Genomic DNA, 23532 nt, shown 5'->3' on the forward strand with positions numbered 1-23532 from the left:
GGAGGGGCCGGCATGCTCGTTACCCGGACGCGGTGCCGGGGGAGACCGGGTTCGGCGCCGGGGCGTAGCCGGTGGGACGGGTGGTGAAGGTCCCCCGGCCCTGGGTCCGGCTGCGCAGCCGGGTCGCGTAGCCGAACAGCTCGGCCAGCGGCACGGTCGCCGTGATCACCGCGGTGCCGGCCCGCGCGGTCGAGCCGGAGACCCGGCCGCGCCTCGCGGCCAGATCGCCGAGGACCCCGCCCACCGCGTCGTCGGGCACGGTGACGGTGACCTCGGCCACCGGCTCCAGCAGCACCATCGCGCCCGCCCGCAACGCCTCACGGAGCGCGAACCGGCCGGCCGTGCGGAACGCCATCTCCGAGGAGTCCTTGGAGTGGGTGGCTCCGTCGGTCAGTGTGACCCGCAGCCCGGTCACCGGGTGCCCGCCGAGCGGACCCTCGGCCAGTGCGTCCCGGCAGCCGGCCTCCACCGCCCGCACATACTCCTGCGGCACCCGGCCACCGACGACGGTCGACCGGAACACGAAGCCGGGCCCGCCGTCCGCGCCGTCGTCACCGGTGGACCCCAACGGTTCCGTGTCGAGGACGACATGGGCGAACTGCCCGGCACCGCCGTCCTGTTTCACATGCCGGTACACCAGCCCGGACACCCCGCGGGCGACCGTCTCCCGGTACGCCACCTGCGGCCTGCCGACACCGATCGCCAGCTCGTGCGCACGCCGGATCTTCTCCACCGCGACCTCCAGATGCAGTTCTCCCAGTCCCGACAGCACTGTCTGCCCGGTCTCGGGGTCGGTGCGGACCGTCAGCGAGGGATCCTCCTCGACCAGCCGCGCCAGCGCCGTCACCAGGCGTTCGGTGTCGGTGCGCCTCCGGGCCTCGACCGCCACCGAGACGACCGGGTCGGCCGCGGTGGGCGGTTCGAGGACCAGCGGCGCCGCAGGTGCGCACAGGGTGGCCCCGGCGCGGGCCGCCTTCAGCCCGATCACCGCGACGATGTCCCCGGCCACCGCCGCGTCGACGTCCGTGTGCCGGCCGGCCTGCACACGCAGGATCCGCCCGACGCGTTCGTGGCGCCGCGCGCCCGCGTCCAGCACCGTGTCCCCCTTCCGGATCGTTCCCGAATACACCCGCAGACAGGTCAGCCGGCCGGTGGCCGTCGAGTTCACCTTGAACACCAGCGCGGCGAACGGCGCCGCCGGATCGGCGGGCCGCTCCTGCACCGCGCCGTCCAGGGTGCCGCGCACCGGCGGCACGTCCAGCGGCGAGGGCAGGTAGGCCACGACGGCCTCCAGGAGCGGCTCGACACCGCGGTTGCGGTAGGCCGAACCGCACAGCACCACAACACCTTCGCCGGTACGGGTCAGGTCGCGCAGCGCGGCCCGCAGCGTCTGCTCGGAGACCGACGACTCCGCGCAGAACTCCTCCAGCGCCACCGGATGGAGCTCCGCCACCGTCTCCTCCAGCAGCCGCCTGCGCCGCAGCGCCTCTTCGCGCAGCGCATCGGGCACCAGCCCCTCCTCGAACGTGCCGTCGTCGGCCCAGAGCAGCGCCCGCATGCGCAGCAGATCCACCACTCCGCCGAACCGGTCCTCGCTGCCGATCGGCAGCTGGACCACCAGCGGGACGGTGTGCAGCCTGTCCCTGATCGACGCGACCGCCGTGTCGAGGTCGGCCCCGGCACGGTCCAGCTTGTTGACGAAGGCGATCCGGGGCACCCCGTGCCGGTCGGCCTGCCGCCACACCGACTCGCTCTGCGGCTCGACGCCTGCGACGGCGTCGAACACCGCGATCGCGCCGTCGAGCACCCGCAGCGAGCGCTCCACCTCGTCGGAGAAGTCGACATGGCCCGGGGTGTCGATCAGATTGATCCGGTGACCGTCCCACGAACAGCTCACCGCGGCGGCGAAGATGGTGATCCCGCGGTCGCGTTCCTGGGAGTCGAAGTCGGTGACGGTCGTCCCGTCGTGGACCTCGCCCTGCTTGTGGACGGCGCCGGTGAGATAGAGGATCCGCTCGGTGACGGTGGTCTTGCCGGCGTCGACGTGGGCGAGGATGCCCAGGTTGCGGACGTCGGTCGGCGGACTGGTGGGTCGACGGTGCAGTTCGGTACGCACGGCCCATGGCCTTTCGGAAATTTTTCCGGAACGGGAGGGCGCGATTCCCGGACGGACCGGCCCGTGACCGGGCCGGGCACAGACCTCCGGAACGGTGTGGCACACCGGTGGGCGACCGCCCGGCCGTATCGACGCCGGGCGCCGCGAGGTCAGTTGTCCGTCGCGGGGGACCGGTGCGGGCCGCGCAGCCTGCACCGGGCGCACGAAGACACCAGGATCACCTCGTACCGCGACGAGGGAACGACAACAGCGGTGCGGTGGTGCACGGCCGGTCTCCCCCCACTGGTCACGGTGCGCGTCACCATGCCGCTGTGGCGCGCGTTTCGTGGTGAGTGTAGGAAACGCGCGGGCGGCGGGAAACCGGATTTCGCGGCCCCCGTGCCCGGAGGCGGGCGTTGTGGGCGCCGACGAATGATGAAACCATCCTCGGGGAACCGGACGGGACGGCGCTTGGGGAAGGGACCACATCGATGGACGGAGACCACGGCCTCGCAGCCGCCACGGTGTTCGACGCGCTGGGCGCCGACTACGAGCGGGCGTTCGCCGGTTCCGCCGCCCACCACGCCTCGTTGCAGCGGCTGCTGGGCGATCTCGCACCGCACAGCCGGATCCTGGACGTCGGCAGCGGAACGGGGCGGCCGACCGCGCAGACCCTCACCGGAGCAGGCCATGAGGTGCTGGGGGTGGACGTCTCGCCCGGCATGGTCGAACTGGCGGCCCGGCAGGTTCCCGACGCGAGGTTCGAATGCGCCGACATTCTTGGACTTCCCCTCGACGAGGGGAGTTTCGAAGCGGTCTGCGCGTACTTCTCACTGCTCCAGATGTCCCGCGACGACCAGTTCCGGCTCCTGCGGAAGCTCGGCCGGCTGCTGGTTCCCGGCGGTCATCTGGTCGTGGCCACGGTGCCGTTGGACGTGGAGGACTTCGACGTCGTGTTCATGGGGCACGACGTGCGGGCGACGAGCTTCGGCCCGGAGGAGTTCACCGAGCTGGTCACCGCGGCCGGCCTCTCGGTGCTGTGGGAGCAGAGCACCCTGTTCACCCCGGAGTACGAAGCGGCGGTGGCCGAGCCCCAGTTGTTCCTGCACTGCCGACGGGCCTGACACCCGGCAGCGCCCGGGCGCCGGGCCGGTCGCTCGCTCAGTGCTCGACCGGCAGCTCTCCCGGGCGGCGCGCACGCCGGACCCCGGGGCACCGCCGCACCAGAGCGACGGGACGCCGGCCCGCCTTCAGAGGGCCCTTCCACTTGCGCAGCGCCTGCCTGCCGCAGCCGCGCCACTGCGCGGGCGAGATGGGTACGGGCTGCCCGCCCCGGGTGACCAGCGCGTTCACCGGAGTCATCGGATCCGCCGCCATGGACTTGGCGAGCAGCACGCCGATCACCAGCGGGGCCAGTGACAGCGCCAGCGTCGTGCCGACGCCGGCGACGTGCTGGATGCGGGGGCGGGACGGTGCGTCAGGAAGCATGATTGTCATTCGACCAGCGACCGCCCGCCGGTGGATCGGTCGGCGTACTCAGCCCGGCCCGCCTTCGTACTCACACCCGGGTGTATGAAGGCGGGCCGCCCGGGGCCCTTCGTCCGGACCTGGCCGTGCCCCTAGGCGGTGGTGCCGGGGCCGGAGCCCGCGCCCGAGGCGGCCTTGATGCCCTTGGTGATGTCGTCCATGACGGAGAGCGCGGGCGCCTCGGAATTGACGTCGAAGCCGGACCGCACCACGATCAGCAGCTCCTTCGAGCGGGGCGACGGGAAGGCCAGCGACTGGACGTACCCGTCGTCACCGTTCTTCGTCACCACCTTCCAGCGCACCAGGTAGCCCTGCTCACCGGCCACGGTCACCGGACCGGACTTGAGTTCCTCGTGCGAGGTGATGCCACCGTAGATCTTCTCGCCGTACGACTCCGTGGCGTTGGCGGAGATGTCCTTCTCCGCCGTGGCCTTCGCCGTCGTGGTGTCGAGCTTCAGGCCCTTCGCGGGCATCGAGAACACCCCGCCGCGCACACACTGCTGGGACGTGTCGCCGGGACACGGGTACTCACCCGTCGTCACTCCCGCGCCCGCGACCCCGGAGCTGCCCTTCCAGCCGTCCGGCACCGGGAGGCTGATCCCGCTGGTCAGGTCCGTGGCGTAGCCGTCCTCGGTCCCGGGCAGCTGCTGCTCGGGGGCGCCGTTCCCGCCGCCGCCTCCCGGTGCGCCCGGACCACGACGGGGCGAGTCCGAGGGCGGGGCGGACGGGGACGTGGCCGCGCGCTCGTTGTCGTCGCCGGACTTGCCCGACAGCAGGAAGACGCCGCCTCCGACTACGGCGAGGACCACCACTGCGGCGGTGATGCCCAGGGCGACGCGCGTCCGGCGGCGCCGGATCGTGGCGGGCGGCACGCGGAGCTGATCGGTCCAGCGGGTGCCGTCCCACCAGCGCTCGTGGACGGGGCCGATTCCTGTATACCCGGGGTCTGGGTGCCAGCCGGGCGGGCTCATCTGGGTCACGCGCCCCACCGTAGAACGATTGCGTGAGAATCGCATGAATCAGCTGTGCCGGATCGATCCGGATCGATGAGGTCGGCGGTGCCGTCCGCCGTCCCTGTGAGAGGCCGAACGATGAGTGAAGAAGCAGCCGTGCGGATCGAGCGCGACGGGCCGGTGTTCACCGTGATCCTCGCACGGCCCGGGGTCCGTAACGCCGTGGACGGGCCCACCGCCCGACAACTGGCCGACGCCTTCCGGGAGTTCGAGGCCGATCCGGACGCTTCGGTCGCGGTGCTGTGGGGCGAGGGCGGCACGTTCTGCTCGGGCGCCGACCTGAAGGGCATCGGTACGGAGCGGGGCAACGAGGTCCGGGCCGACGGCGACGGGCCGATGGGGCCGACCCGGATGCGCCTGAGCAAGCCCGTCATCGCGGCGGTCGCCGGTCACGCCGTGGCCGGCGGGCTGGAGCTCGCCCTCTGGTGCGATCTCCGGGTGGCCGAGGACGACGCGGTGTTCGGGGTGTTCTGCCGCCGCTGGGGTGTCCCGCTGGTGGACGGGGGAACGGTGCGGCTGCCGAGGCTGATCGGCGAGAGCCGGGCCATGGACCTGATCCTCACCGGGCGGCCCGTCCCGGCCGCCGAGGCGTACGCCATCGGGCTCGCCAACCGGATCGTGCCACCCGGCGAGGCACGCGGGGCGGCGGAGCGGCTCGCCCACGAGATCGCCGCGTTCCCGCAGTTGTGTCTGCGCCACGACCGGCTCTCGGTGCGCGAGCAGCACGGCCTGAGCGAACCGGAGGCGCTGGCCCAGGAGTACCGGCACGGCCTGGCACCGCTGACGGCGGGGGAGACGCAGGCCGGGGCCGAACGGTTCGCAGGCGGCGCCGGCCGCCACGGATCCTTCGACGGGTGACGGCCGGAGTCCTTGCCGGGGTGTCCGCCGCCAGGCACTCCGGCGCCCGCCCCTCCGCCGTCAGGCCCTCCGGCGGCCGGGCCCGGAAAACTCGGCGACGCCGCCGCGCCCGGCCCCTAGGCTCGGCGGATGTCGACCCATACGTACCCCGACAAGCCCCGTCCCGGCGACCGCGTCGCCGTGCTGTCCCCCTCCTCCGGCCTCCCCGGCATCCTGCCGCTGCCCCATGAACTGGGGCTGCGCAGGCTCCGGGAGGACTTCGGCCTCGAACCGGTGGAGTACCCGACGACGCGGAAGATGGGCTCCACCCCGCTTGAACGCGCCGCCGACATCCACGCGGCGTTCGCCGACCCCGACATCAAGGCCGTGATCTCCAGCATCGGCGGCGACGACCAGATCACCGTGCTGTCGCACCTGGACCGCGACCTCCTGCGCGCCAACCCCAAGCCGTTCTTCGGGTACAGCGACTGCACGAACCTGCTGGTGTACCTGGAGAGTCTGGGCATCGTCGGCTACCACGGCGGAACGGTCATGGTCGAACTGGGGCGTCCCGGCGCGATGCACCCACTGACCGCGGACTCCATGCGCGCCGCCCTCTTCACCCGGGGCGACTTCGAACTCACCCCGTCCAAGGAGTCCAACGGGGAGAACGGCCGATGGGAGGATCCGCGCACCTTCGACTCCGAACCGGAGATGCGGCCCTGCGGGGGCTGGATCTGGCACAACGCCGACGGCCGGAACGTGAAGGGCGAGAGCTGGGGCGGAAATCTGGAGATCCTTTCCTGGCTGCTGATGGCCGATCGCGAGATCCGGCCGGTGGACAGCTACGCGGGACGGGTGCTGTTCCTCGAAACGAGCGAGGAGATGCCGTCGGCCGACGAGGTCTACTGGATTCTGCGGAGCATGGGGGAGCGCGGGCTGCTCCGGCAGTTCCCCGCCCTCCTCATGGGACGGGCCAAGAACTGGTCGTTCGAGAAGCCGCTCGGCGTCGAGGAGGGGGAGCGGTACCGCGCGGAGCAGCGGAAGGCGGTGCTGCGGGCACTGGGCGAGTACGCCCCCAGACCATGGCCGTCCTCGACGTCGATCTCGGTCACACCGACCCCCAGCAGGTCATTCCGTTCGGCGGCCGGATCGAGGTGGACGGGGTGGGGCGCCGCATCGTCGTCACCTACTGAGCGGGCGCCGCCCGGACCGGGCCGGCGCACGGCCGCCGGGCGGGAATCGCCTCTTTGGTCCGACCATATGCGGTGTGTGACATAGTTGAAGATCCGGCGGCAGAGGCGACGGCAACCGGACGATTCCGGCCGAGGCAAGGGGTGACGGATGCCCGTCGAATGGCAACCCGTACGGCAGTCCCGTACGCATGAGCTGGTGCTCCAGAGCATCGAGCAGCGGGTCTTCGCCGGTGAGCTGCGGGCGGGTGACCGGCTGCCGCCCGAGCGCGAGCTCGCGCCGGTGCTCGGGGTGAGCCGGTCCGCGCTGCGCGAGGCGCTGCGGGTGCTGGAGACCATCGGTGTGCTGGTCGCGCAGCCGGGCCGGGGACCGGACGCCGGGGCACGTATCGTGCGCCACCCCGACGACGCGCTCGGGCGGCTGCTGCGACTGCACTTCGCGCTGGGCAGCTACAGCCTGGAGGACGTCCTTGAGGCACGCGTCGTGCTGGAGCGGTCCAGCTTCGAGGCGGCCGCGCGCAACGCCTCCCCGGAGGATCTCGACGAGGCGGAGGAGCTGGTCGCACGCATGGCGGAGCCGGGGGTTCCGGTCCTGGAGTTCAACGATCTGGACACCCGGTTCCATGTGCACATCGCCCGCAGCTCCGGCAACGAACTGACCTCCACGCTCACCTCCGCCGTCCGCGAGTCGGTGCGACCGCTCATCCTGCGGGCGCTGGAGGCGGCCGAGGACTGGCCGGCCACGGCCGCCGCGCTCAACGCCGAGCACACCGAGCTGCTGGGGCTGGTGCGCGCGGGCGAGGGCGCGAGCGCCGCCGACCTGGTCGAGAAGCACATCCGCAGCCTCCACGGCACGCTGGTCGACGAGAACTCCGACCGGGAACCGGGGGATTCCTGAGCCTGGGCGGCGATGACGAGTCGGCAGGCACGGCTCATTCGCCCGGGGTGTCCTCGTCCTCCCAGCGAAGCAGGTCGCCCGGCTGGCACTTGAGCACCTCGCAGAGCGCGGCGAGCGTCGCAAAGCGCACCGCCTTGGCGCGGCCGTTCTTGAGTACCGCCAGGTTGGCGGGTGTGATCCCTACGCGGTCTGCGAGTTCGCCCACGGACATCTTCCGCCTGGCCAGCATCACGTCGATGTCGACGGCGATCGGCATCAGATCACCTCGTCCAACTCGGCCTGCATCTGCGCCGCTTCGACGTCGCGTGCGACGGCCTGGGCGAGCAGCATCCGCAGCACGAGCACGACGAGCGCGACTCCCAGGATGGCCACGCCGATCCCTCCCATGATGAGGGTGACGCCCGGGTCGTCCCGCTGGCCGGGCGCATTCAGGGCCGTGACCGCGAACCACACGAGGGCAGCCGCGACGATCGCGCCGATGATGACGTCCACGTACCGGAAGGCGGTGTGGGAGAACACGGTTCCGCGCCGCACCATCGTCACCAGTCGCCACACAGAGACCAGGGCGACCTGGGCCGTCCCGATGCCCAGGACCGTGACCACGCGCAGCGGGGTCAGCGGGAGCGACCCGTCCTCCGGGTCGCTCCCGCTGACCAACGCCCACACCATCAATGCCTGTACGAACACGGTGCCGGTGAGCACCACCACGAGCACGGCGCGCAGCGCGCGCACTGTCAGCTTTCCCATGGCCCATCCTTCCATCGACCTACGATGGAAATCTATCGAATCTCGATAGGTTGAGCAAGAGTTGGGCCGGAGGATGGACGGCGGTTCGCGCCGTGGCGAGAGGTCGCCGCCCAGGCCGATCGTGGCGCCGCATCCTTCATGTTCCGGACCGAGGCTAGTATGGTCGGACCATAAAAATGGAGAAGCGATCGGAGAGACCCCCATGCGCATCGGACTCTTCGCCACCTGTCTGGGAGACACGCTCTTCCCCGAGGCGGTGAAATCGACCGCGGTCCTGCTCGCCCGACTGGGCCACGACGTGGTGTTCCCGCCGGGGCAGACCTGCTGCGGTCAGATGCACGTCAACACCGGCTATCAGCGCGAACCCGTCCCCCTGGTCCGGAACTTCGCCGACCAGTTCGGCGACGCCTCGATCGACGCCGTCGTGATGCCGTCCGGATCGTGCGCGGGCTCGGTCCGTCACCAGCACGAGATCGTCGCCGAACGGTACGGGGACGCGGCGCTGCGCGCGGGCGTCGCCACCGTCAAGGCCAAGACGTACGAGCTGTCGGAGTTCCTCGTGGACGTCCTGGACGTGGCCGACGTCGGCGCGTACTTCCCGCACCGGGTGACGTATCACCCCACCTGTCACTCCCTGCGCATGCTGCGCGTCGGCGACAAGCCCCTGAAGCTGCTCCGTGCCGTCGACTCCATCGATCTCGTCGAGCTCCCCGAGGCCGACTCCTGCTGCGGCTTCGGCGGCACCTTCGCCGTCAAGAACGCCGAGACGTCGACCGCGATGCTCCAGGACAAGATGCGCAGCATCGCCACCACCGGGGCCGATGTCTGCACCGCGGGCGACTCGTCCTGTCTGATGCACATCGGCGGCGGGCTCTCCCGCATCCGGTCCGGCACCCGCACCCTGCACCTCGCGCAGATCCTCTCCGCCACCCGCACCTCGCCGTACGTCCCCACGGAGGCCGTCCGATGAGCAGCACCTTCCTCGGCATGCCCGCGACCCCGCCCCGCTCCCCGTACGGAACGGGCAATCTGCGCGGCGACCGGAAGTTCCCCGAGGCCGCCCACGACGAGCTGCGCAACGAACAACTGCGCCGCAACCTCGGCCGGGCCACCCGCACCATCCGAGCCAAACGCCTCGACGTCACCGGCGAACTGCCCGACTGGGAAGCGCTGCGCGAGGCGGGTTCGGCCATCAAGACCGACACCATGAACCGGCTCCCCGAACTCCTGGAGCAACTGGAGCGGAAGGTCACCGAGCGCGGCGGCACCGTCCACTGGGCGCGGGACGGCGTCGAGGCCAACGAGATCGTCGCCCGGCTGGTCAGGGCGACGGGCAGCAGCGACGTCATCAAGGTCAAGTCGATGGCCACCCAGGAGATCGGCCTCAACGAGCACCTCGAATCGGTCGGCATCACCCCGTACGAGACGGACCTCGCCGAACTGATCGTCCAGCTCGCGCACGACAAGCCGTCACACATCCTGGTGCCCGCGATCCACCGCAACCGCGACGAGATCCGGCAGATCTTCCTCAAGGAGATCCCGGGCGTCGACCCGGGCCTGGACAACGTGCCCGCGCATCTCGCCGCCGCCGCCCGCGCCTACCTGCGCGAGAAGTTCATGACGACCAAGGTGGCGGTCTCCGGGGCGAACTTCGGCATCGCCGAGACCGGAACCCTCGCCGTCGTGGAGTCCGAGGGCAACGGCCGCATGTGCCTGACCATGCCCGACACCCTGATCACCGTCATGGGCATCGAGAAGGTGCTGCCGCGCCATCAGGACCTCGAAGTGTTCCTGCAGCTGCTGCCCCGCTCCTCCACCGGCGAGCGGATGAACCCGTACACCTCGATGTGGACCGGCGTGACGCCGGGCGACGGACCGCAGGACTTCCATCTGGTCCTGCTCGACAACGGCCGCACCGCGGCGCTCGCCGACCGGATCGGACGCGAGGCGCTCAACTGCATCCGCTGCTCGGCCTGCCTCAACGTCTGCCCGGTGTACGAACGGGCCGGCGGCCACGCCTACGGATCGACGTACCCCGGGCCGATCGGCGCGGTCCTCACCCCGCAGCTCGCCGGGATGCACGCGGCCAAGGACGACCCCAACAGCTCGCTGCCGTACGCCTCCAGCCTCTGCGGCGCCTGTTTCGACGCCTGCCCGGTCAAGATCGACATTCCGTCGCTCCTGGTCGAACTGCGCCACCAGCACACCGAGCAGTCCGGCACCACTGCGGAGAAGCTGGCCATGAAGGCCGCGGCCTCCGTGATGAAGCATCCGAAGCTCTTCACCGCCGCGCAGAAGGGGGCGGGAATCGGCCGCGTCATCGGCGGGCGGGACGGCAAGATCTCGCATCTGCCGCCGCCGTTCGACGGCTGGAGCGAGAGCCGGGACACCGAAGTGCCACCGAAGCAGACGTTCCGCTCCTGGCTGGCATCGGCCGAGGGCGCCGCGACGATGCGGGCCGCCGCGGGCGAGTACGAGCAGAACCGCAAGAAGTACGAGCAGGACCGCAAGAAGACGGAGGAGGAGAAGTGACGACCGCCCGTGAAACGGTGCTGGGCCGGATCAAGGACGCCCTCTCCCTCGCCCCCGCCCCCGACATCGCCGTACCGCGCGGCTACCGCACCGGCCGTACCCTCCCCGACGACGAGCGCCTGGCCCTCTTCTCCGACCGGCTCGTCGACTACCGGGCCACCGTGCACACCTGCACCGCCGACCGCACCGCACACGTCGTCGCCGAGGTGCTGCGGGAGCGCGGGGCACGGCGGATCGGTGTGCCGGCCGGGCTCGACGCCGACTGGCTCGACGGGTACGACGGCGAGGTCCAGCGGGACTCCGGCGACATCCCGGCGCCCCGGCTCGACGCGCTGGACGGGGTCGTCACCGCCTCGGCCGTCAGCTGCGCCGAAACCGGCACCATCTTCCTGGACGGCTCGCCGGACCAGGGGCGGCGGGCGCTTTCCCTCGTCCCCGATCTGCATGTCTGCGTCGTCGATCTGTCGACGGTCGAGGCCGGCGTGCCGGAAGCGGTGGCACGGTTGGTGCCGCAGCGGCCGACGACGCTGATCAGCGGCCCCTCGGCCACCTCCGACATCGAGTTGGAGCGGGTGGAGGGCGTGCACGGTCCGCGCACCCTGGCCGTGGTGATCAGGACGGACGCGTAGCGGCGCCTCCGGCGGGCGGGGTGCGCGGCGGTTACGGGAGGTTCCCGCGCCGCGCACCCCGGTGCTCACCCGTGCGTGACCGCCACCGGCTCGAAGCCGATACGTGTCGTCGTCCCGTCCTCGGCCCAGCGGACCTCCACGACGTCCCCGTCCACGGTCACCGCGTCGACCACCGGGCCGAGCGGTGCCGCGCCGGGCTCCGCGGTCAGCGAGGCCAGCGCCACCAGCACCACCGAGCCCGTCGCGGACGCGGACAGCCGGGGCACCACCGCCCAGGGCGTGTACGCGGTGCCCTGCGGAGCCCGTACCTCGTCCCGGGACTCCCAGCCGTGCAGGCCGTGCAGCTCGGAGACCAGGGCGTCGTCGCGGCCGGTCGCCCAGCCCGTCTGCTCCACCCGTGCCCCGTCCGGCGCGCCGAGCACCCGGTGCACCCGCAGCTCGTACCGCCCGCGCACCACGGTGACGCTCTCCACCCGCAGCCCCGGCACCATCGGCGAGCCCGAGGTGAACACCGGGCGGTGCCAGGAGCCGGCCCAGCCCCAGCCGTCGCCCCCGCCGGCGCCCAGCGCACGGATGACCCGGCGGCCGCTGCGGGCCCCGGCGACGACCACGGCCAGGTGGTTGTCCGCAGCGTTCGCCCCCGACGTGGGGCCGGTCACCGTGGAGTACGACTGGCGGCTGTACAGCGGCTCGTCCGGCACACCCGACTCGCCCTCGTGCGGGCGCACATGGTCACTGCCGTGGTTGTGCAGCCGTACGATCCCGTCCGCGCGGGTGGTCTGGACGAGCAGCCCCGGCGCGGGCAGCGCGAGCACCCGGTCGGGGCCCTCGCTCGGCGCGGGCTCCTCGGTCGCCGTCCACAGCGGGTGACTCTCCGGGGCGAGCAGCGACACGAAGGCCTTGGACGCCCAGTACGGCGACGCAGGCGCCGAGTAGTTCTGCAGCGACGCCTCGTGCGGGCCGTGCCAGCCCAGGTTCAGCAGCCCGTCCGTACCGGTCGCGCCCCTCTCCAGGAAGTAGCGCAGCGATCCGTTGATCACCCGCCGCGAGGCGCCGGGCGTGAGCGGGGTGTGCCCGCTGACGGCGCCGAGTGCCACCGACGAGGCCGCCGCGAAACGGTAGGTGAGCGAGCGGCCGAAGTGGATCGGCGCACCGTCGCCGCCGAACAGCAGCGAGAAGCCCTCCAGGTGCTCGCGCAGCCGGGCGCCGTAGTGCGCGGACAGTTCGGCGTCGCCCGCCAGATGCGCGTCCAGCACCGGGTAGAGGTGCAGCGCCCAGCCGTTGTAGTGGTCGAAGGCCCGGCCGTCGCCGTCCGCGTACCAGCCATCGCCCCGGTACCAGCCCTCCAGCAGATCGAGGGCCCGCTGCTTGGCCCGTGCCGTTTCCGCGTCGCCACGGCCCACGGACTCCAGGAACCCGGCCACGGAGTAGGGGAAGAGGTACCAGTTGTTGGGGGAGGGGACGTGCCGCAGCGCGTCGCGCAGCCACTCCTCGGTACGGTCCTGGACCCCGGCGTCCAGCCGGTCCCAGAGCCACGGCCGGGTCAGCCGCAGACCTATCGCCACCGAGGCGGACTCGACCATGGGCTGGCCGAAGACGGTGTGGTCGCGGATCAGCGGCCAGGACTCGGCGTCGTCACGGCCGGGGGTACGGGTACCCGCCGCGAGCCCGTCGGCGTACCGGTCCAGCCAGCCGTGCGGATCCTTGCCCTCCGCGCCCGCCACCCGGAAGGCGGCGGCGAGGAAGGTGCGCGCGTAACCCTCCAGGCCGTCGGAGCGCACACCGGACGCGGACGGCCGGCCCGGCAGGTCCAGCAGGGCGCCGCCCGGGGTGGCCCACTGCCAGGCGGCCCGGAGCAGTCCGTCGGCGGCGGCCTCCCAGTGTGCGCGGGTGTAGCCGGTGTACGGGCTCGACTCCCGGTCGTCCGCCGGGAGTTCGATGGGTGAGATCGGATGCGGAGCGGTCATGCGAGGAATGCCAGCCTTTCGCGTCGTACGGGATGGGCGAAACCGTCGCCCGCGGCCCAGCGGTCGATCTCGCCGACCGCGAGGTCGACCAGTCGTTGCCATTCATTGCCCTGCGAACCTGCGAGGTGCGGGGTGATCAGAGCGTTGTCGCAGTCCCAGAGGGGATGTGCGGTGGGCAGTGGATCGGGATCCGTGACGTCGAGGATCGCCCGGATCCGGTCCTGCCGGAGTACGTCGGTGAGCGCGTCCTGGTCGACGACGGCGCCCCGCGCGGTGTTGATCAGCACGGCGTCCGGGCGCATCGAGGTGAGCAGCTCACGGTCGACGAGCCCGCGGGTGGCCGGCAGCAGCGGAGTGTGGACGCTCACCACATCGCTCTGCGCGAAGAGTTCCGCCAGGCCGACCGGCCGCGCACCGAGCGCCGCGGCCTCCTCGTCGGTGACGTACGGATCGTGCAGCAGGACGGGCAGGTCGTAGGGGCGCAGCAGCTCGATGACGCGCCGGCCGATCAGCGAGGCGGACAGGATGCCCACGGTGCGGCCATGGTTCCCGACCCGGGCGGGCGTGGCGAGCCAGTTGTCGCGGCGGCGCTCCGCGCGGTACTCGCGGGCCCGCTCCAGGACCCGTTTGCCGGAGAGCAGGATCATCGCGACGGTGTACTCGGCCACCGGCAGGGCGTTGGCGGCGGCCGCCGACGACACCTCGATGCCGCGGTCCCAGCAGGCCTCGGTGATGTGCCCGTGGACGCTGCCCGCGGTGTGGACGACCGCGCGCAGCCGCGGGGCGGCGGCCAGTGCGGCCCCGTCGAGCGGTGGGCAGCCCCAGCCGGTGACCAGGATCTCCACGTCCGCCAGTACGGCGCGGGCCCGGTCGGTGGCGAAGTCGTCGAGGACGGGGAGGTCCGCGAGAGCGCAGACCTTGCCGAGCGCGGCCAGGGACCGGGCATCGAGGAGCGCGGTGGCGGCGCCCGGCTTCATGGCCACGGCGGCGCGCGGCCGGTTCCGGGTGGGGGGAGCTACGGGGGAGTCAGGGCTGGTCCTGGGCATCTTTCTCCTGGCAGAGGGAGGGGACGGTGGCGGTGGCCCGGTCACTTCACGGCACCCGCGGTGAGCCCCGACTTCCAGAAACGCTGGAGCAGGGCGAAGGCGAGGATCAACGGCAGGACCGCGAGGAGCGAACCCATGATCACGACGGGGTAGTACTCGGGTGAGACGGTGGCGGCGCTGTTCCAGGTGTAGAGACCGAGGCTGACCGGATACAGGTGCTGGTCGGAGAGCATCACCATCGGCAGGAAGAAGTTGTTCCAGATAGCCGTGAGCTGGAAGAGGAAGACGGTGACCAGGCCCGGCCCCAACATCCGCAGGGCGACCCGGAAGTAGGCGGCGAGCTCGCCGGCGCCGTCCAGCCGCGCCGCCTCCAGCACCTCGTCCGGCACGTACCCCCGGCTGAAGATCCGGCCGAGGTAGACCCCGAACGGGTTGAAGAGCACCGGGATGAAGACCGACCAGAAGGTGTTGACCAGGCCGGTGCCGGACGCCATCAGGTAGAGCGGAAGCGCGAGCACGGTCTGCGGCACCATCACCGCGGCCAGCACCAGACCGAACAGCTTCTCCTTGTGCGCGAAGCGGTACTTGTCGAAGGCGTACCCGCAGGCGATGCTCACCATCGCGCCGAGCGCGGCGCCGAGTACCGCGTACAGCAGACTGTTTCCGTACCAGCGCCCGTACAGTCCGCCGTCCATCGCGAACAGGTCCTTCAGGTTCGGTCCGAAGGAGAAGTGGTCCAGCGACAGCACATCGCTGCCGAACAGCGCGTCGCGGTCCTTCGAGGCGGCGAGCACCAGCCACAGCACGGGCAGCAGTGTGTACAGCACCGAGACGCCGACGACGAGGTTGACGACTGCCCGGCCGAGGAGGCGGGGCCGCCGCGCGGCGGAGGCGAGGGCGGAGCCCGTGCTCATCGGGCGTCCTCCTCGGGGGTCCCCGTCCGGTTGGACCAGCGGGTGACGCCGTAGGAGAGCGCGATCGTGCAGACGAGCAGGACGACCGAGGCGGCCGCGGCGAGGCCGTAGTTGTTACGGGTGAACGCCGCGTCGTAGATGTACATGCTGGGCGAGAACCGGGAGCTGATCACCGGCGTGGCCTGGCTCAGCAGCATCGGCTCGGTGAACAGTTGCAGGGCGAAGATCAGGGTGAACATCGCGACCATCACGATCGACGAACGCACCAGCGGTGCCTTCACCTGGAGCGCGGTACGGACCGGACCCGCGCCGTCGACCACCGACGCCTCGATCACCTCGCGCGGCACGGCCTGGAGAGCAGCGTAGAAGACGACCATGTTGTAGCCGAGATTGCTCCACAGCGCGATGTTCACGATCGACGGCAGGACGGTGTGCACACCGAGGAAGTCGACGGTGATGTCGGCCCCGGCGAGCAGGTCGATCACCGGGCTGAGTCCCGGGGTGTACAGGTACAGCCAGATGACGGCCGCGATGATGCCGGGCACCGCGTGCGGCAGGAACAGCCCGAGCTGGGCCCAGGACCGCAGCCGTACCACCCCGGAGTCCAGCAGCAGGGCGAGCGCGAGGGCGCCGGTCACCATCAGCGGGATGTAGATCAGGCAGTACAGGACGACGGTGCCCAGCCCGCCGATGAACGTCGGGTCGGTCAGCACGGCGGTGTAGCTGCGCAGCCCGACGAAGACCGTGCGCTCCGGGCCGAAGCCGAGCCCCGGCTGGTCGGCGCCGAAGAAGCTGAGCCGGACGGCAGTCCCGACGGGGATCAGGAAAACCGTCACGAGAAGGATGAAGAAGGGGGCCATCAGGGCGCCGCACGCGCCGAGTTCCCGGCGCCTGGCGTACCTGCGGGCCCGGCGTGCGGATCCGGTGGCCGGCGGTCGCTCCGGAGCGGTCCCCGACGGGTGTGCGGGCGGACGCGAAGGGGTGGAAGCGGGGGTGGTGATCGGGCTGGTCATGGTGTCACCTGCCTCTCTGCTGCTGGGAGGGGTCTGCTGCCGGTACGGGGACGGGTTGGCGGACGGGGCTCGGTCAGGTGCTGCGCTCGGTGGTGGCGAGGCCCAGGGCCCTGAGGTCCGGCATGGTGCCCCGCTGGGTCGCGCGCACGGCGTCGATCACTGAGCCCCGGCCGCCGCCCAGCCGGGCGAAGCCGTCCTGCATCACCTTCTGCGAGGCGGACATCCGCGGTCCCCATGTCCAGCCGTCCCGGATCTTGTGCGCCTCCTGCTCGAAGAGCGCGTAGATGTCCTGCCCGTTGTAGTAGCCGCGGTCGAAGGCCCGTCGGCCGACGGCCACGAGGCCGGGGGCGGCCGGGTACTGGCTGCTGGTGCCGCCGGCGAGCCGGGCGCGCAGCGCGTCGGGGTGCGAGACCTGCCACTCGATGAACTCCATGGCGGCCTCCGGGTGCGCGCTGCCGGAGGTGACCGCGAAGGTGGACCCGCCGTGGGTGCCGAGCACAGCGGCGGACGGGCTCCACTGGGGCAACGGTGCGACGGCCCACCTGCCCTTCTGCGCGGGCCGGGCGTTCATCTGCGCTCCGGCGTCCCAGGCGCCGCTCAGCCGGGTGAGGACCTGGCCGCTGCCGATCCGGGCGTCGTACTGCCGGCCGTCGACCGGGTTCACGACGACCAGGTCCTGGTCGATCAGCCGCTGCCAGTAGGCGGCGACGCGGCGGGTCGGCGCGTCGGCGAACGACACGTTCCAGGCGCCCGCCCCGGTGTCGAACCACTGGGCACCGGCCTGCCAGGCGAACGAGGCGAACTGCGGGGCGCCGTCCGTGGCGAAGGCCGTCAGACGGCGGCCGGGGGCCTTGCGACGCACCGTCCGGGCCACCTCCTCGAACTCCGCCCAGGTGCGCGGGACCGGCAGGCCGTACTCGGCGAACAGGTCGGTGCGGTAGTGCATCACCATCGGTTCGACGTCCAGCGGCACGCCGAAGACCCGCTGGTCGAAGGTGGTCAGGCCGAGCGCCTGCGGCAGCAGCGCGGCACGCAGCCCGTCGCCGACCAGGCCGGTGATGTCCCGGGCGACTCCGTCGATGGCGAAGCCGGGGATCTGGGGGTACTCGATCGTCGCGACGTCCGGGGCGTTGCCCGCCCGGGCGGCGTTGCTGAGCTTGGCGTACCCGCCCATCGAGCCCGCCGGGACCTGCTGGAAGTCGACCTGGACGGTGTCGTGGGTGCGGTTGAACGCGTCCACCACGTCCTGGCTGCCGCGCAGCGCGGACCAGAAGGTGATGCGGGTGGGGCGCCTGCCGCCCCCGCCTGCCGCGGCGCCGGTGCCGCCCGGCACCGATGGCCCGCCGCTGCCGCCGCAGCCGCCGAGCGCACCCACCAGCGGCAGGGCGGCGATCGTGGCGAGCACGGATCGACGGCTCTGTCGACCGGGCATGTGGCGCCTCCCGCGGCTACTGAATCGGCTCACGGGGAATCCTGATCGGCTGATCGGTACTGGTCAAGTGATCGCTCAGAAGAAAAATGAAGCGGTCAAACGATCACTCGGCGGAAAGAGGTGGTTCCTGGGCCGATCCGCGCACCTTCAGCGTGGGCAGCAGCTCCGTGCGGCGCACCGGACCGCTCGCGCCCGCTCCGCCCGACAGCCGGTGCAGCAGCAGCTCGGCGGCGGCCCGCCCGATCTCCGCCTTCGGCGGCGCCACCGCTGTCAGCGGCGGGCTGCCGAGGGCCGCGACCACATCGTCGTACGCCACCACCGAACAGTCCCGGGGCACCTCGACACCGCTCTCCGCCAGCCGCTGCACCAGCATCAGCGCGTCCACGTCGCCGTGCAGCACGGCCCCCGTCACGCCCCGCTCCCGCAGCAGTGCGGCGAGGTCGAGCACGGCACGGCCGTCGCTCCCCGGAACGGAGAACCGGGGTTCCGCCACGGCGGGAGCGTCCGGGCCGAGCGCGGCCCGCGGAGAGCTCAGCACCACCGACCAGTCCTCCACCTCAGGGCGCGCCGCCGCGATCTCGGCGAACGCGGTACGGATGCTGCGCGCCGTCGGACTGTCGTCCCGGGCGGCCAGCACAATACGGCGATGCCCCAGCGACACCAGATGGTCCACGGCGAGATGGATCCCGTACCAGTGATCGGAACAGACGGAGTCCAGGGCGTGCAGCGCGCTGCCCGGCCGGGGCCGGCGCTCCATCAGCACGGTCGGCACCCCCACGTTCGCGAGCCAGCCGTAGTCCAGCTCCTCCGAGCGGGTACTGAGCCAGCGCGGCGCGATCAGCAGCCCCCGCGCCCCGTCCGCCAGCGCCCGCTCCACCAGCGGACGTTCGGCACCGGCCGACGGCGGCGCGATGTGCAGGGCGATCCGGATCCCGGACTCCTCCAGGACGGAGCGGGCGCCGTGCAGGGTCTCGTACAGGTACGTGTGCCGCTCCGGGACGACCAGGGCGACCGCCCCGGCGTCCCCGCCCGGCTCCTCTCCCCGGGCCGCCGGGACCGCGGCGGTCGGGACCGGCTCCCGCACCGGACGGGCTACCCCGTGCCCGCGGCGCAGCCGCCCGTCCCGGGCCAGCTCCTCCACATCCCGCCGGACCGTGACCACCGAGACATCGAGCTCGGCCGCGAGCGCGCTGACCTTGACTGCGCCGCGCGACTCCACCACCGACAGGATTCGCTGCCGCCTGAGTTCAACCGGCTCCCGCATGCTGCTGGCCCCCTCGCCGTACCGCCGCGCACTGTTCGTTTGAGCGCTTCCGGTGAGCGCTCGGCACGCAGCATAGCGATCGGTCTCCGGCCCGCTACGGGTACGGACCGCCCCATCCGCCCCACCAGCCCCAGCAGGCACCCTTGCCACTGCGTCACAACGCGACCTAACGTCAACGGACTTGGGACCGAACGCCGAGGGGAGGCGCACATGGAGATCAAGAAGGTCGTGGTCCGCGAGGAAGAAGCGAAGAACCGCGAACGGCAGACGATCGAGAAACGTCCGACGCGCTGAACCGGAGTGCTGCGGTTCGGCCGGACAGCGACGAGAAGGGCGGACGCCGGGCGCGGCCCGGCGTCCGCCACCGTGCCGTGGGAGGCTCAGTGCGAATACATCTGGTGACCATGCCGTGGCAGCCGATCGAACTCCCCTCGCTCCAGGTGGGACTGTTGCACGCGCTGCTGGACCGGACCCGGCCGGACGACGAGGTGCGCGAATTCCACGGCTCCCTGCGCTGGGCGGAATTCCTGCTGGAACGATCGAAGGGGGCGCTGCGCCCCGGTGACCATGTCGCGGTCGGCAGCGAATCGATCTTCGACGGACTCGGGGACTGGGTGTTCTCCGGCGTCCTGTACAACGACCCCGAATGGGGTGTGGCCCGGCTCAAGGAGTACGCCGCACAGCGCGGGACCGACATCTCCACCGCGACCGCGATGCGGGTCCACGCGGCGGAGTTCATCGAGGAGAGCGCGGGCGCCATACTCGACGACGCCCCCGATGTCGTGGGCTTCACCTCCACATTCATGCAGAACATCTCCTCGCTGGCGCTGGCGGCGGAGCTCAAACGGCGCCGCCCCGGACTGACCGTGGTGTTCGGCGGAAGCAACTGCGACGGCCCGATGGGCCACGCACTGCACCGCAACCACCGCTTCGTCGACCATGTGGTGCGCGGCGAGGGTGAGTACGCCCTGCCCGCCCTGCTCGCCCACATCGACGCGGGCACCGTACCCGCCGACGTCCCCGGACTCTGCTGGTGGGACGGGCAGGATTCGCGCGCCAACGAGGAGTCCCGGCGCACCGTCGCCCCCGCCGACATCCCCTCGCCCGACTACGACCTCTGGCAGCGGGCCATCGACGCCTCCCCGCTCGCGGAGTACGTCCATCCGAAACTGGTGGTGGAGGGGGCCCGGGGCTGCTGGTGGGGCGAGAAGCACCACTGCACCTTCTGCGGGCTCAACGGCTCGGCGATGACCTTCCGCGCCAAGCCCGGAAACCGGCTCTGGGACGAGGTCGACCGGCTGGTCCGGCGCCACCGCATCCTGGACATCGTCACCGTCGACAACATCATCGACATGGCGTACTTCAAGGACTTCCTCCCGCTCGCCGCCGACAGCGACTGGGACCTGCGCATGCACTACGAGGTCAAGTCCAACCTCACAGCCGAGCAGCTGGAACTGCTCGCCCGCGCCGGCTCGGTCCACATCCAGCCCGGCATCGAGAGCCTCAGCAACAGAGCCCTGGAGCTCATGGACAAGGGCGTCAGCGGGGCCCGCAACGTCCGGACCCTGCGCGAGTGCGAGAACCACTCGCTCACCTGCTCCTGGAACTACCTGTACGGATTCCCGGGGGAGACCGACCAGGACTACGCCTCCGTCATCGACCAGCTGCCCGCGCTCGTCCACCTCCAGCCGCCCGGCGGCGCCCACCGCATCCAACTGGAGCGGTTCAGCCCCAACTTCGCCGACCCCGCACTCGGCTTTCCACAACGCCGTCCCGCCGAGATGTACCGCCATGTCTACGACCTGCCCGAGGACCAACTGGCCGATCTGGTCTACCTCTTCGACACCCCGCCGGCAGGGATCGGCGGCGAGACCGAGGCGCGGCTGAAGGCCGCGGCCCGCGACTGGTACACCGGCCATCCCGCCTCGACCCTGGTCCTGGAACAGCCCGCCGGCGAGGAGGCGCTCCTCGTCCACGACCGGCGCCACGGCTGGCCCCGCCGCACCCACCGGCTGACCGGCTGGCACGCCGCCGCCCTGCGCCACTTGGAGGCGGGCCGCACCCGGAGCGCGCTGCACCGGCTGCTCACGGCCGACGGAAACCCGCCGACCGCCGAGGAGCTTGAAGCATGGCTCGGCGACGCGGTCGCCCTGGGGCTCCTCTTCGACGACGGCCGCTCCTGCGTGTCGCTGCCCACCTGGCACGTACCGGTCCGGTCCGTCGAACGTGCCCAGGCACCGGACGGGACGACCGGCGGACCACCGGACGATCCGCTGGGCAGCCCTGTGTACGAGCCGGAGCACGGCTCGGGGTACGAGTCGGCGTACGGTCCGGGGAACGAACCGGGGTACGAGTCGGCGTACGGTCCGGGGTACGAACCGGCGTACGGTCCGCGGCACGAACCGGGGTACGGCCCTGTGCACGCGCTGCCGGGTCCGTCGCAGTCGGCCGGAACGCCGCGCCGAGGAGAGGCCGTCGCCGAATGAGCCCTCTGCCCGCACCCCCGACCCGCACCGCGCCCACCCTGCCGGCCGGGTGGGTGCCGCACCGGATCCGCGGACGGCTGGTGACCGTCGACGAACCCCTGCGGCTCGGCGCGGGCGGCCGCCCGGCGGCGGAAGCGGTCCGGTTCCTGCGCGAGTGCCAGAGCCACGATCTCGTCGTGCGCTGGCTTCCGGCGACCGACGACCCGCTGTTCACCGGGCCCGCGCACGAAGTCTCCGGGACGGCGGGCCCGCTGCGCCACCTGCCGGCCCCCGGGCCGCTGCCCGGCGAACCGCCGGAGCTCACCACCTGGCGGGAGCGCCACGCCTACGGACAGCTCTACCACCGGCGCGGACCGGACTTCGTCACCGTCATGGACCGCCGGGAGCCATCGGCCGCGGCCCGCTTCACGATCGACGACCCCGATCTGCTCGCCACCTTCCGCACCGTCCAGGCCCCCACCGCCGTGGCCACGCTGGACGCCATCGGCCGGGAAGCGGTGGAGCTGCTGGCGGCCGAGCGCCTCGCCCGGGTGACCGACGGCTGGGTGGTGGCCCTGCCACCGCGCATCCGCCGGTGGCCCGTCCCCTGCACCGACATCTGAACGGGATGGAGCAGCAGCCCGACCCGCCGCCCTCCGCCGCCCGTACCCGCGCCCCCGGTGCCGGGACCGGACAGCCGCGGCGAGGCGGGCGCGCGCTGCTGCGCCACCGGCCGTTCGCGCTGCTGTGCGGGGAACAGATCGCCAGCTCCGTCGGACGCCAGGTCACCACCCTGTCCCTCGCGCTGCTCGCCGTCACCCGGCTGGGCGCGGGGCCTTTCGGCGCCTCCGCGCTGATGGCGCTGAGCTACCTCCCGGCTGCGCTGCTCAGCCCGTTCGCAGGGGTGCTGGTCGACCGGGCACGGCTGCGCGGACTGACCGTGCTGCTCACCGTTCTCCAGGTGCTGGTCGTCGGCTCCGTACCCCTGGCGGACGTCCTCGGGCGGCTCGGGCTGCCCCAGCTGTACGTGGTTGCCACCGCGTCCGGTGCGCTGACCTCCATGCTGGCCGTCGCCCTGCAGGCGGCCCTGCCCCGGGTCGTGCACCCCGAGCAGCTGCTCTCCGCCAACTCGGCGCTGACCGGCGCCCGTACCACCGGGCAGATCGGCGGCCCCGCCCTCGGCGGTGTCCTGGTGGGCCTGACCGGGGCCTCCACCGCACTGCTGGCCGCCTGCGTGGCGTACGGCATCGAGGCACTGCTGCTGCTCGGGCTCCCCACCGCGCTCAACTCATCGGCCCAGAGGGCCCGTCGCGAGAAGGAGTCCCGAACGGCCGCGCTGCGCGCCGGACTCGAAGTGGTGCGCGACCAACGGTTGCTGCGCCGGCAGGTGCTCGCGGGGGCCGGGTTCAATCTCGGCAGCGGAGCCGCCGACGCGCTCTTCGTGCTCTACGCCACCCGCGATCTGGCGCTGCCGGCCTGGCAGTTGGGGACGGTCTACGCCGCCTTCAGTGTCGCCACCGTACTCGGAGTGCTGCTGGCGGGCCGGTTCGCCGACACCATCGGGCTGGCCATGGCGACCCGGATCTGCGCCGTGGTGGCCGCCCTCGCGATCTTCCTGATCCCGGGCGCCTCCCTGGGACCGGGCTTCCCGGCGCTGCTGGCGTACCAGTTCGTCTTTGGTCTCGCGGCCACGGTCTGGGCCATCTCCATGACCACCACCCAGCAACTGATCACACCGCCCGAGCTCCAGGGCCGGGTCGCCGGGGTCCTGCAGGCCGCGCTCATCGGCACGGTGCCGATCGGCGCGCTCGGCGGTGGCGCGCTAGCCGCCTGGGTGGGCAATGTGCCGGTGCTCACCGGCGGGGCGACGGTGGCGCTCCTGGCCGCCGCCTGCCTCTGGCTGCCGTAGTGCCGTGGTGCCGCGGGGAGGGCCGGACAAGCACGCGGCCCTCCCGGGCCG

20 protein-coding genes and 1 pseudogene are annotated in these 23532 nt (G+C 72.0%); 10 read left to right on the top strand and 11 right to left on the bottom strand.

Annotated features, from left to right (window positions below; all coding sequences use genetic code 11):
* Nucleotides 1–19: 19 nt before the first annotated feature.
* Nucleotides 20–2116 (bottom strand): elongation factor G, encoded by a 2097-nt coding sequence (gene fusA, locus ABZ622_RS27370; RefSeq protein WP_360547501.1) that lies wholly within the window; start codon nucleotides 2114–2116, stop codon nucleotides 20–22.
* A gap of 470 nt (nucleotides 2117–2586) precedes the next feature.
* Between fusA and ABZ622_RS27375 the strand changes: the two genes are divergently transcribed.
* Nucleotides 2587–3219: a methyltransferase domain-containing protein gene (locus ABZ622_RS27375; RefSeq protein WP_360547503.1), complete on the top strand. Its 633-nt coding sequence runs from the start codon at nucleotides 2587–2589 to the stop codon at nucleotides 3217–3219.
* A 37-nt stretch (nucleotides 3220–3256) separates the two neighbouring features.
* Here the strand turns inward: ABZ622_RS27375 and ABZ622_RS27380 are convergent, their stop codons facing one another.
* Both ABZ622_RS27380 and ABZ622_RS27385 read right to left on the bottom strand, forming a co-directional pair.
* Entirely contained in the window at nucleotides 3257–3583 is a 327-nt protein-coding gene (locus ABZ622_RS27380; RefSeq protein WP_360547505.1) for a hypothetical protein, read from the bottom strand.
* A gap of 131 nt (nucleotides 3584–3714) precedes the next feature.
* Nucleotides 3715–4593, bottom strand: a complete 879-nt coding sequence (locus ABZ622_RS27385; protein WP_360547611.1) for a DUF2510 domain-containing protein — start codon at nucleotides 4591–4593, stop codon at nucleotides 3715–3717.
* Between the two features lie 120 nt (nucleotides 4594–4713).
* On the opposite strand from ABZ622_RS27385, the gene ABZ622_RS27390 reads away from it, so the two are divergent.
* From ABZ622_RS27390 to ABZ622_RS27400, 3 genes and pseudogenes are all read left to right on the top strand, one after another.
* Nucleotides 4714–5493, top strand: coding sequence for a crotonase/enoyl-CoA hydratase family protein (locus tag ABZ622_RS27390; protein ID WP_360547507.1), 780 nt, complete (start codon nucleotides 4714–4716; stop codon nucleotides 5491–5493).
* Between the two features lie 129 nt (nucleotides 5494–5622).
* A pseudogene (locus ABZ622_RS27395) lies at nucleotides 5623–6668 on the top strand (S66 peptidase family protein).
* Between the two features lie 148 nt (nucleotides 6669–6816).
* Complete coding sequence (locus tag ABZ622_RS27400; protein ID WP_360547509.1) at nucleotides 6817–7563, top strand: FCD domain-containing protein; 747 nt, start codon at nucleotides 6817–6819, stop codon at nucleotides 7561–7563.
* Nucleotides 7564–7597: 34 nt separating this feature from the next.
* On the opposite strand, the gene ABZ622_RS27405 is transcribed toward ABZ622_RS27400, so the two are convergent.
* Together ABZ622_RS27405 and ABZ622_RS27410 are read right to left on the bottom strand one after the other, a co-directional pair.
* On the bottom strand, nucleotides 7598–7819 hold the full coding sequence (locus tag ABZ622_RS27405) for a helix-turn-helix transcriptional regulator (protein WP_360547511.1): 222 nt from the start codon (nucleotides 7817–7819) through the stop codon (nucleotides 7598–7600).
* Nucleotides 7819–8310, bottom strand: coding sequence for a DUF2975 domain-containing protein (locus ABZ622_RS27410; protein WP_360547513.1), 492 nt, complete (start codon nucleotides 8308–8310; stop codon nucleotides 7819–7821). The genes ABZ622_RS27405 and ABZ622_RS27410 overlap by 1 nt, the downstream gene beginning before the upstream one ends.
* A gap of 202 nt (nucleotides 8311–8512) precedes the next feature.
* On the opposite strand from ABZ622_RS27410, the gene ABZ622_RS27415 reads away from it, so the two are divergent.
* Genes ABZ622_RS27415 through ABZ622_RS27425 form a run of 3 tightly spaced genes read left to right on the top strand, consistent with a single transcriptional unit; the run spans nucleotide 8513 to nucleotide 11471 of the window.
* Nucleotides 8513–9280 carry a (Fe-S)-binding protein gene (locus ABZ622_RS27415; protein ID WP_360547515.1) on the top strand — a complete coding sequence of 256 codons (768 nt, stop codon included), beginning with the start codon at nucleotides 8513–8515 and terminating at the stop codon, nucleotides 9278–9280.
* Nucleotides 9277–10842 (top strand): lactate utilization protein B, encoded by a 1566-nt coding sequence (locus ABZ622_RS27420; RefSeq protein WP_360547517.1) that lies wholly within the window; start codon nucleotides 9277–9279, stop codon nucleotides 10840–10842. The genes ABZ622_RS27415 and ABZ622_RS27420 overlap by 4 nt, the downstream gene beginning before the upstream one ends.
* The gene (locus ABZ622_RS27425) at nucleotides 10839–11471 is read left to right on the top strand and encodes an LUD domain-containing protein (protein ID WP_360547519.1); all 633 of its coding nucleotides are present in this window, start codon (nucleotides 10839–10841) and stop codon (nucleotides 11469–11471) included. Before ABZ622_RS27420 ends, ABZ622_RS27425 begins: the two co-directional genes overlap by 4 nt.
* A gap of 65 nt (nucleotides 11472–11536) precedes the next feature.
* Here the strand turns inward: ABZ622_RS27425 and ABZ622_RS27430 are convergent, their stop codons facing one another.
* The 6 genes from ABZ622_RS27430 to ABZ622_RS27455 all read right to left on the bottom strand — a co-directional run bounded on the left by ABZ622_RS27430 (nucleotide 11537) and on the right by ABZ622_RS27455 (nucleotide 19107).
* Nucleotides 11537–13438 (bottom strand): DUF2264 domain-containing protein, encoded by a 1902-nt coding sequence (locus tag ABZ622_RS27430; RefSeq protein WP_360547521.1) that lies wholly within the window; start codon nucleotides 13436–13438, stop codon nucleotides 11537–11539.
* Nucleotides 13435–14484 (bottom strand): hydroxyacid dehydrogenase, encoded by a 1050-nt coding sequence (locus ABZ622_RS27435; protein WP_360547523.1) that lies wholly within the window; start codon nucleotides 14482–14484, stop codon nucleotides 13435–13437. Before ABZ622_RS27435 ends, ABZ622_RS27430 begins: the two co-directional genes overlap by 4 nt.
* 41 nt (nucleotides 14485–14525) lie before the next feature.
* Nucleotides 14526–15398 (bottom strand): carbohydrate ABC transporter permease, encoded by an 873-nt coding sequence (locus ABZ622_RS27440; protein WP_360547525.1) that lies wholly within the window; start codon nucleotides 15396–15398, stop codon nucleotides 14526–14528.
* Complete coding sequence (locus ABZ622_RS27445; RefSeq protein ID WP_360547527.1) at nucleotides 15395–16411, bottom strand: sugar ABC transporter permease; 1017 nt, start codon at nucleotides 16409–16411, stop codon at nucleotides 15395–15397. Before ABZ622_RS27445 ends, ABZ622_RS27440 begins: the two co-directional genes overlap by 4 nt.
* A gap of 73 nt (nucleotides 16412–16484) precedes the next feature.
* Nucleotides 16485–17843 carry a sugar ABC transporter substrate-binding protein gene (locus tag ABZ622_RS27450; protein ID WP_360547529.1) on the bottom strand — a complete coding sequence of 453 codons (1359 nt, stop codon included), beginning with the start codon at nucleotides 17841–17843 and terminating at the stop codon, nucleotides 16485–16487.
* 103 nt (nucleotides 17844–17946) lie between these two features.
* Entirely contained in the window at nucleotides 17947–19107 is a 1161-nt protein-coding gene (locus tag ABZ622_RS27455; protein WP_360547531.1) for a substrate-binding domain-containing protein, read from the bottom strand.
* A 383-nt stretch (nucleotides 19108–19490) separates the two neighbouring features.
* Between ABZ622_RS27455 and ABZ622_RS27460 the strand changes: the two genes are divergently transcribed.
* From ABZ622_RS27460 to ABZ622_RS27470, 3 genes are read left to right on the top strand one after another with little or no spacing between them, the layout of a single operon-like run.
* The gene (locus ABZ622_RS27460) at nucleotides 19491–21593 is read left to right on the top strand and encodes a RiPP maturation radical SAM C-methyltransferase (RefSeq protein ID WP_360547533.1); all 2103 of its coding nucleotides are present in this window, start codon (nucleotides 19491–19493) and stop codon (nucleotides 21591–21593) included.
* The gene (locus ABZ622_RS27465; RefSeq protein ID WP_360547535.1) at nucleotides 21590–22195 is read left to right on the top strand and encodes a DUF5825 family protein; all 606 of its coding nucleotides are present in this window, start codon (nucleotides 21590–21592) and stop codon (nucleotides 22193–22195) included. Before ABZ622_RS27460 ends, ABZ622_RS27465 begins: the two co-directional genes overlap by 4 nt.
* A gap of 5 nt (nucleotides 22196–22200) precedes the next feature.
* Nucleotides 22201–23481, top strand: a complete 1281-nt coding sequence (locus ABZ622_RS27470) for an MFS transporter (protein WP_360547537.1) — start codon at nucleotides 22201–22203, stop codon at nucleotides 23479–23481.
* Nucleotides 23482–23532: the final 51 nt, after the last annotated feature.

This window comes from Streptomyces sp. NPDC007164 (assembly GCF_040634135.1).
Taxonomy (GTDB): domain Bacteria; phylum Actinomycetota; class Actinomycetes; order Streptomycetales; family Streptomycetaceae; genus Streptomyces; species Streptomyces sanglieri.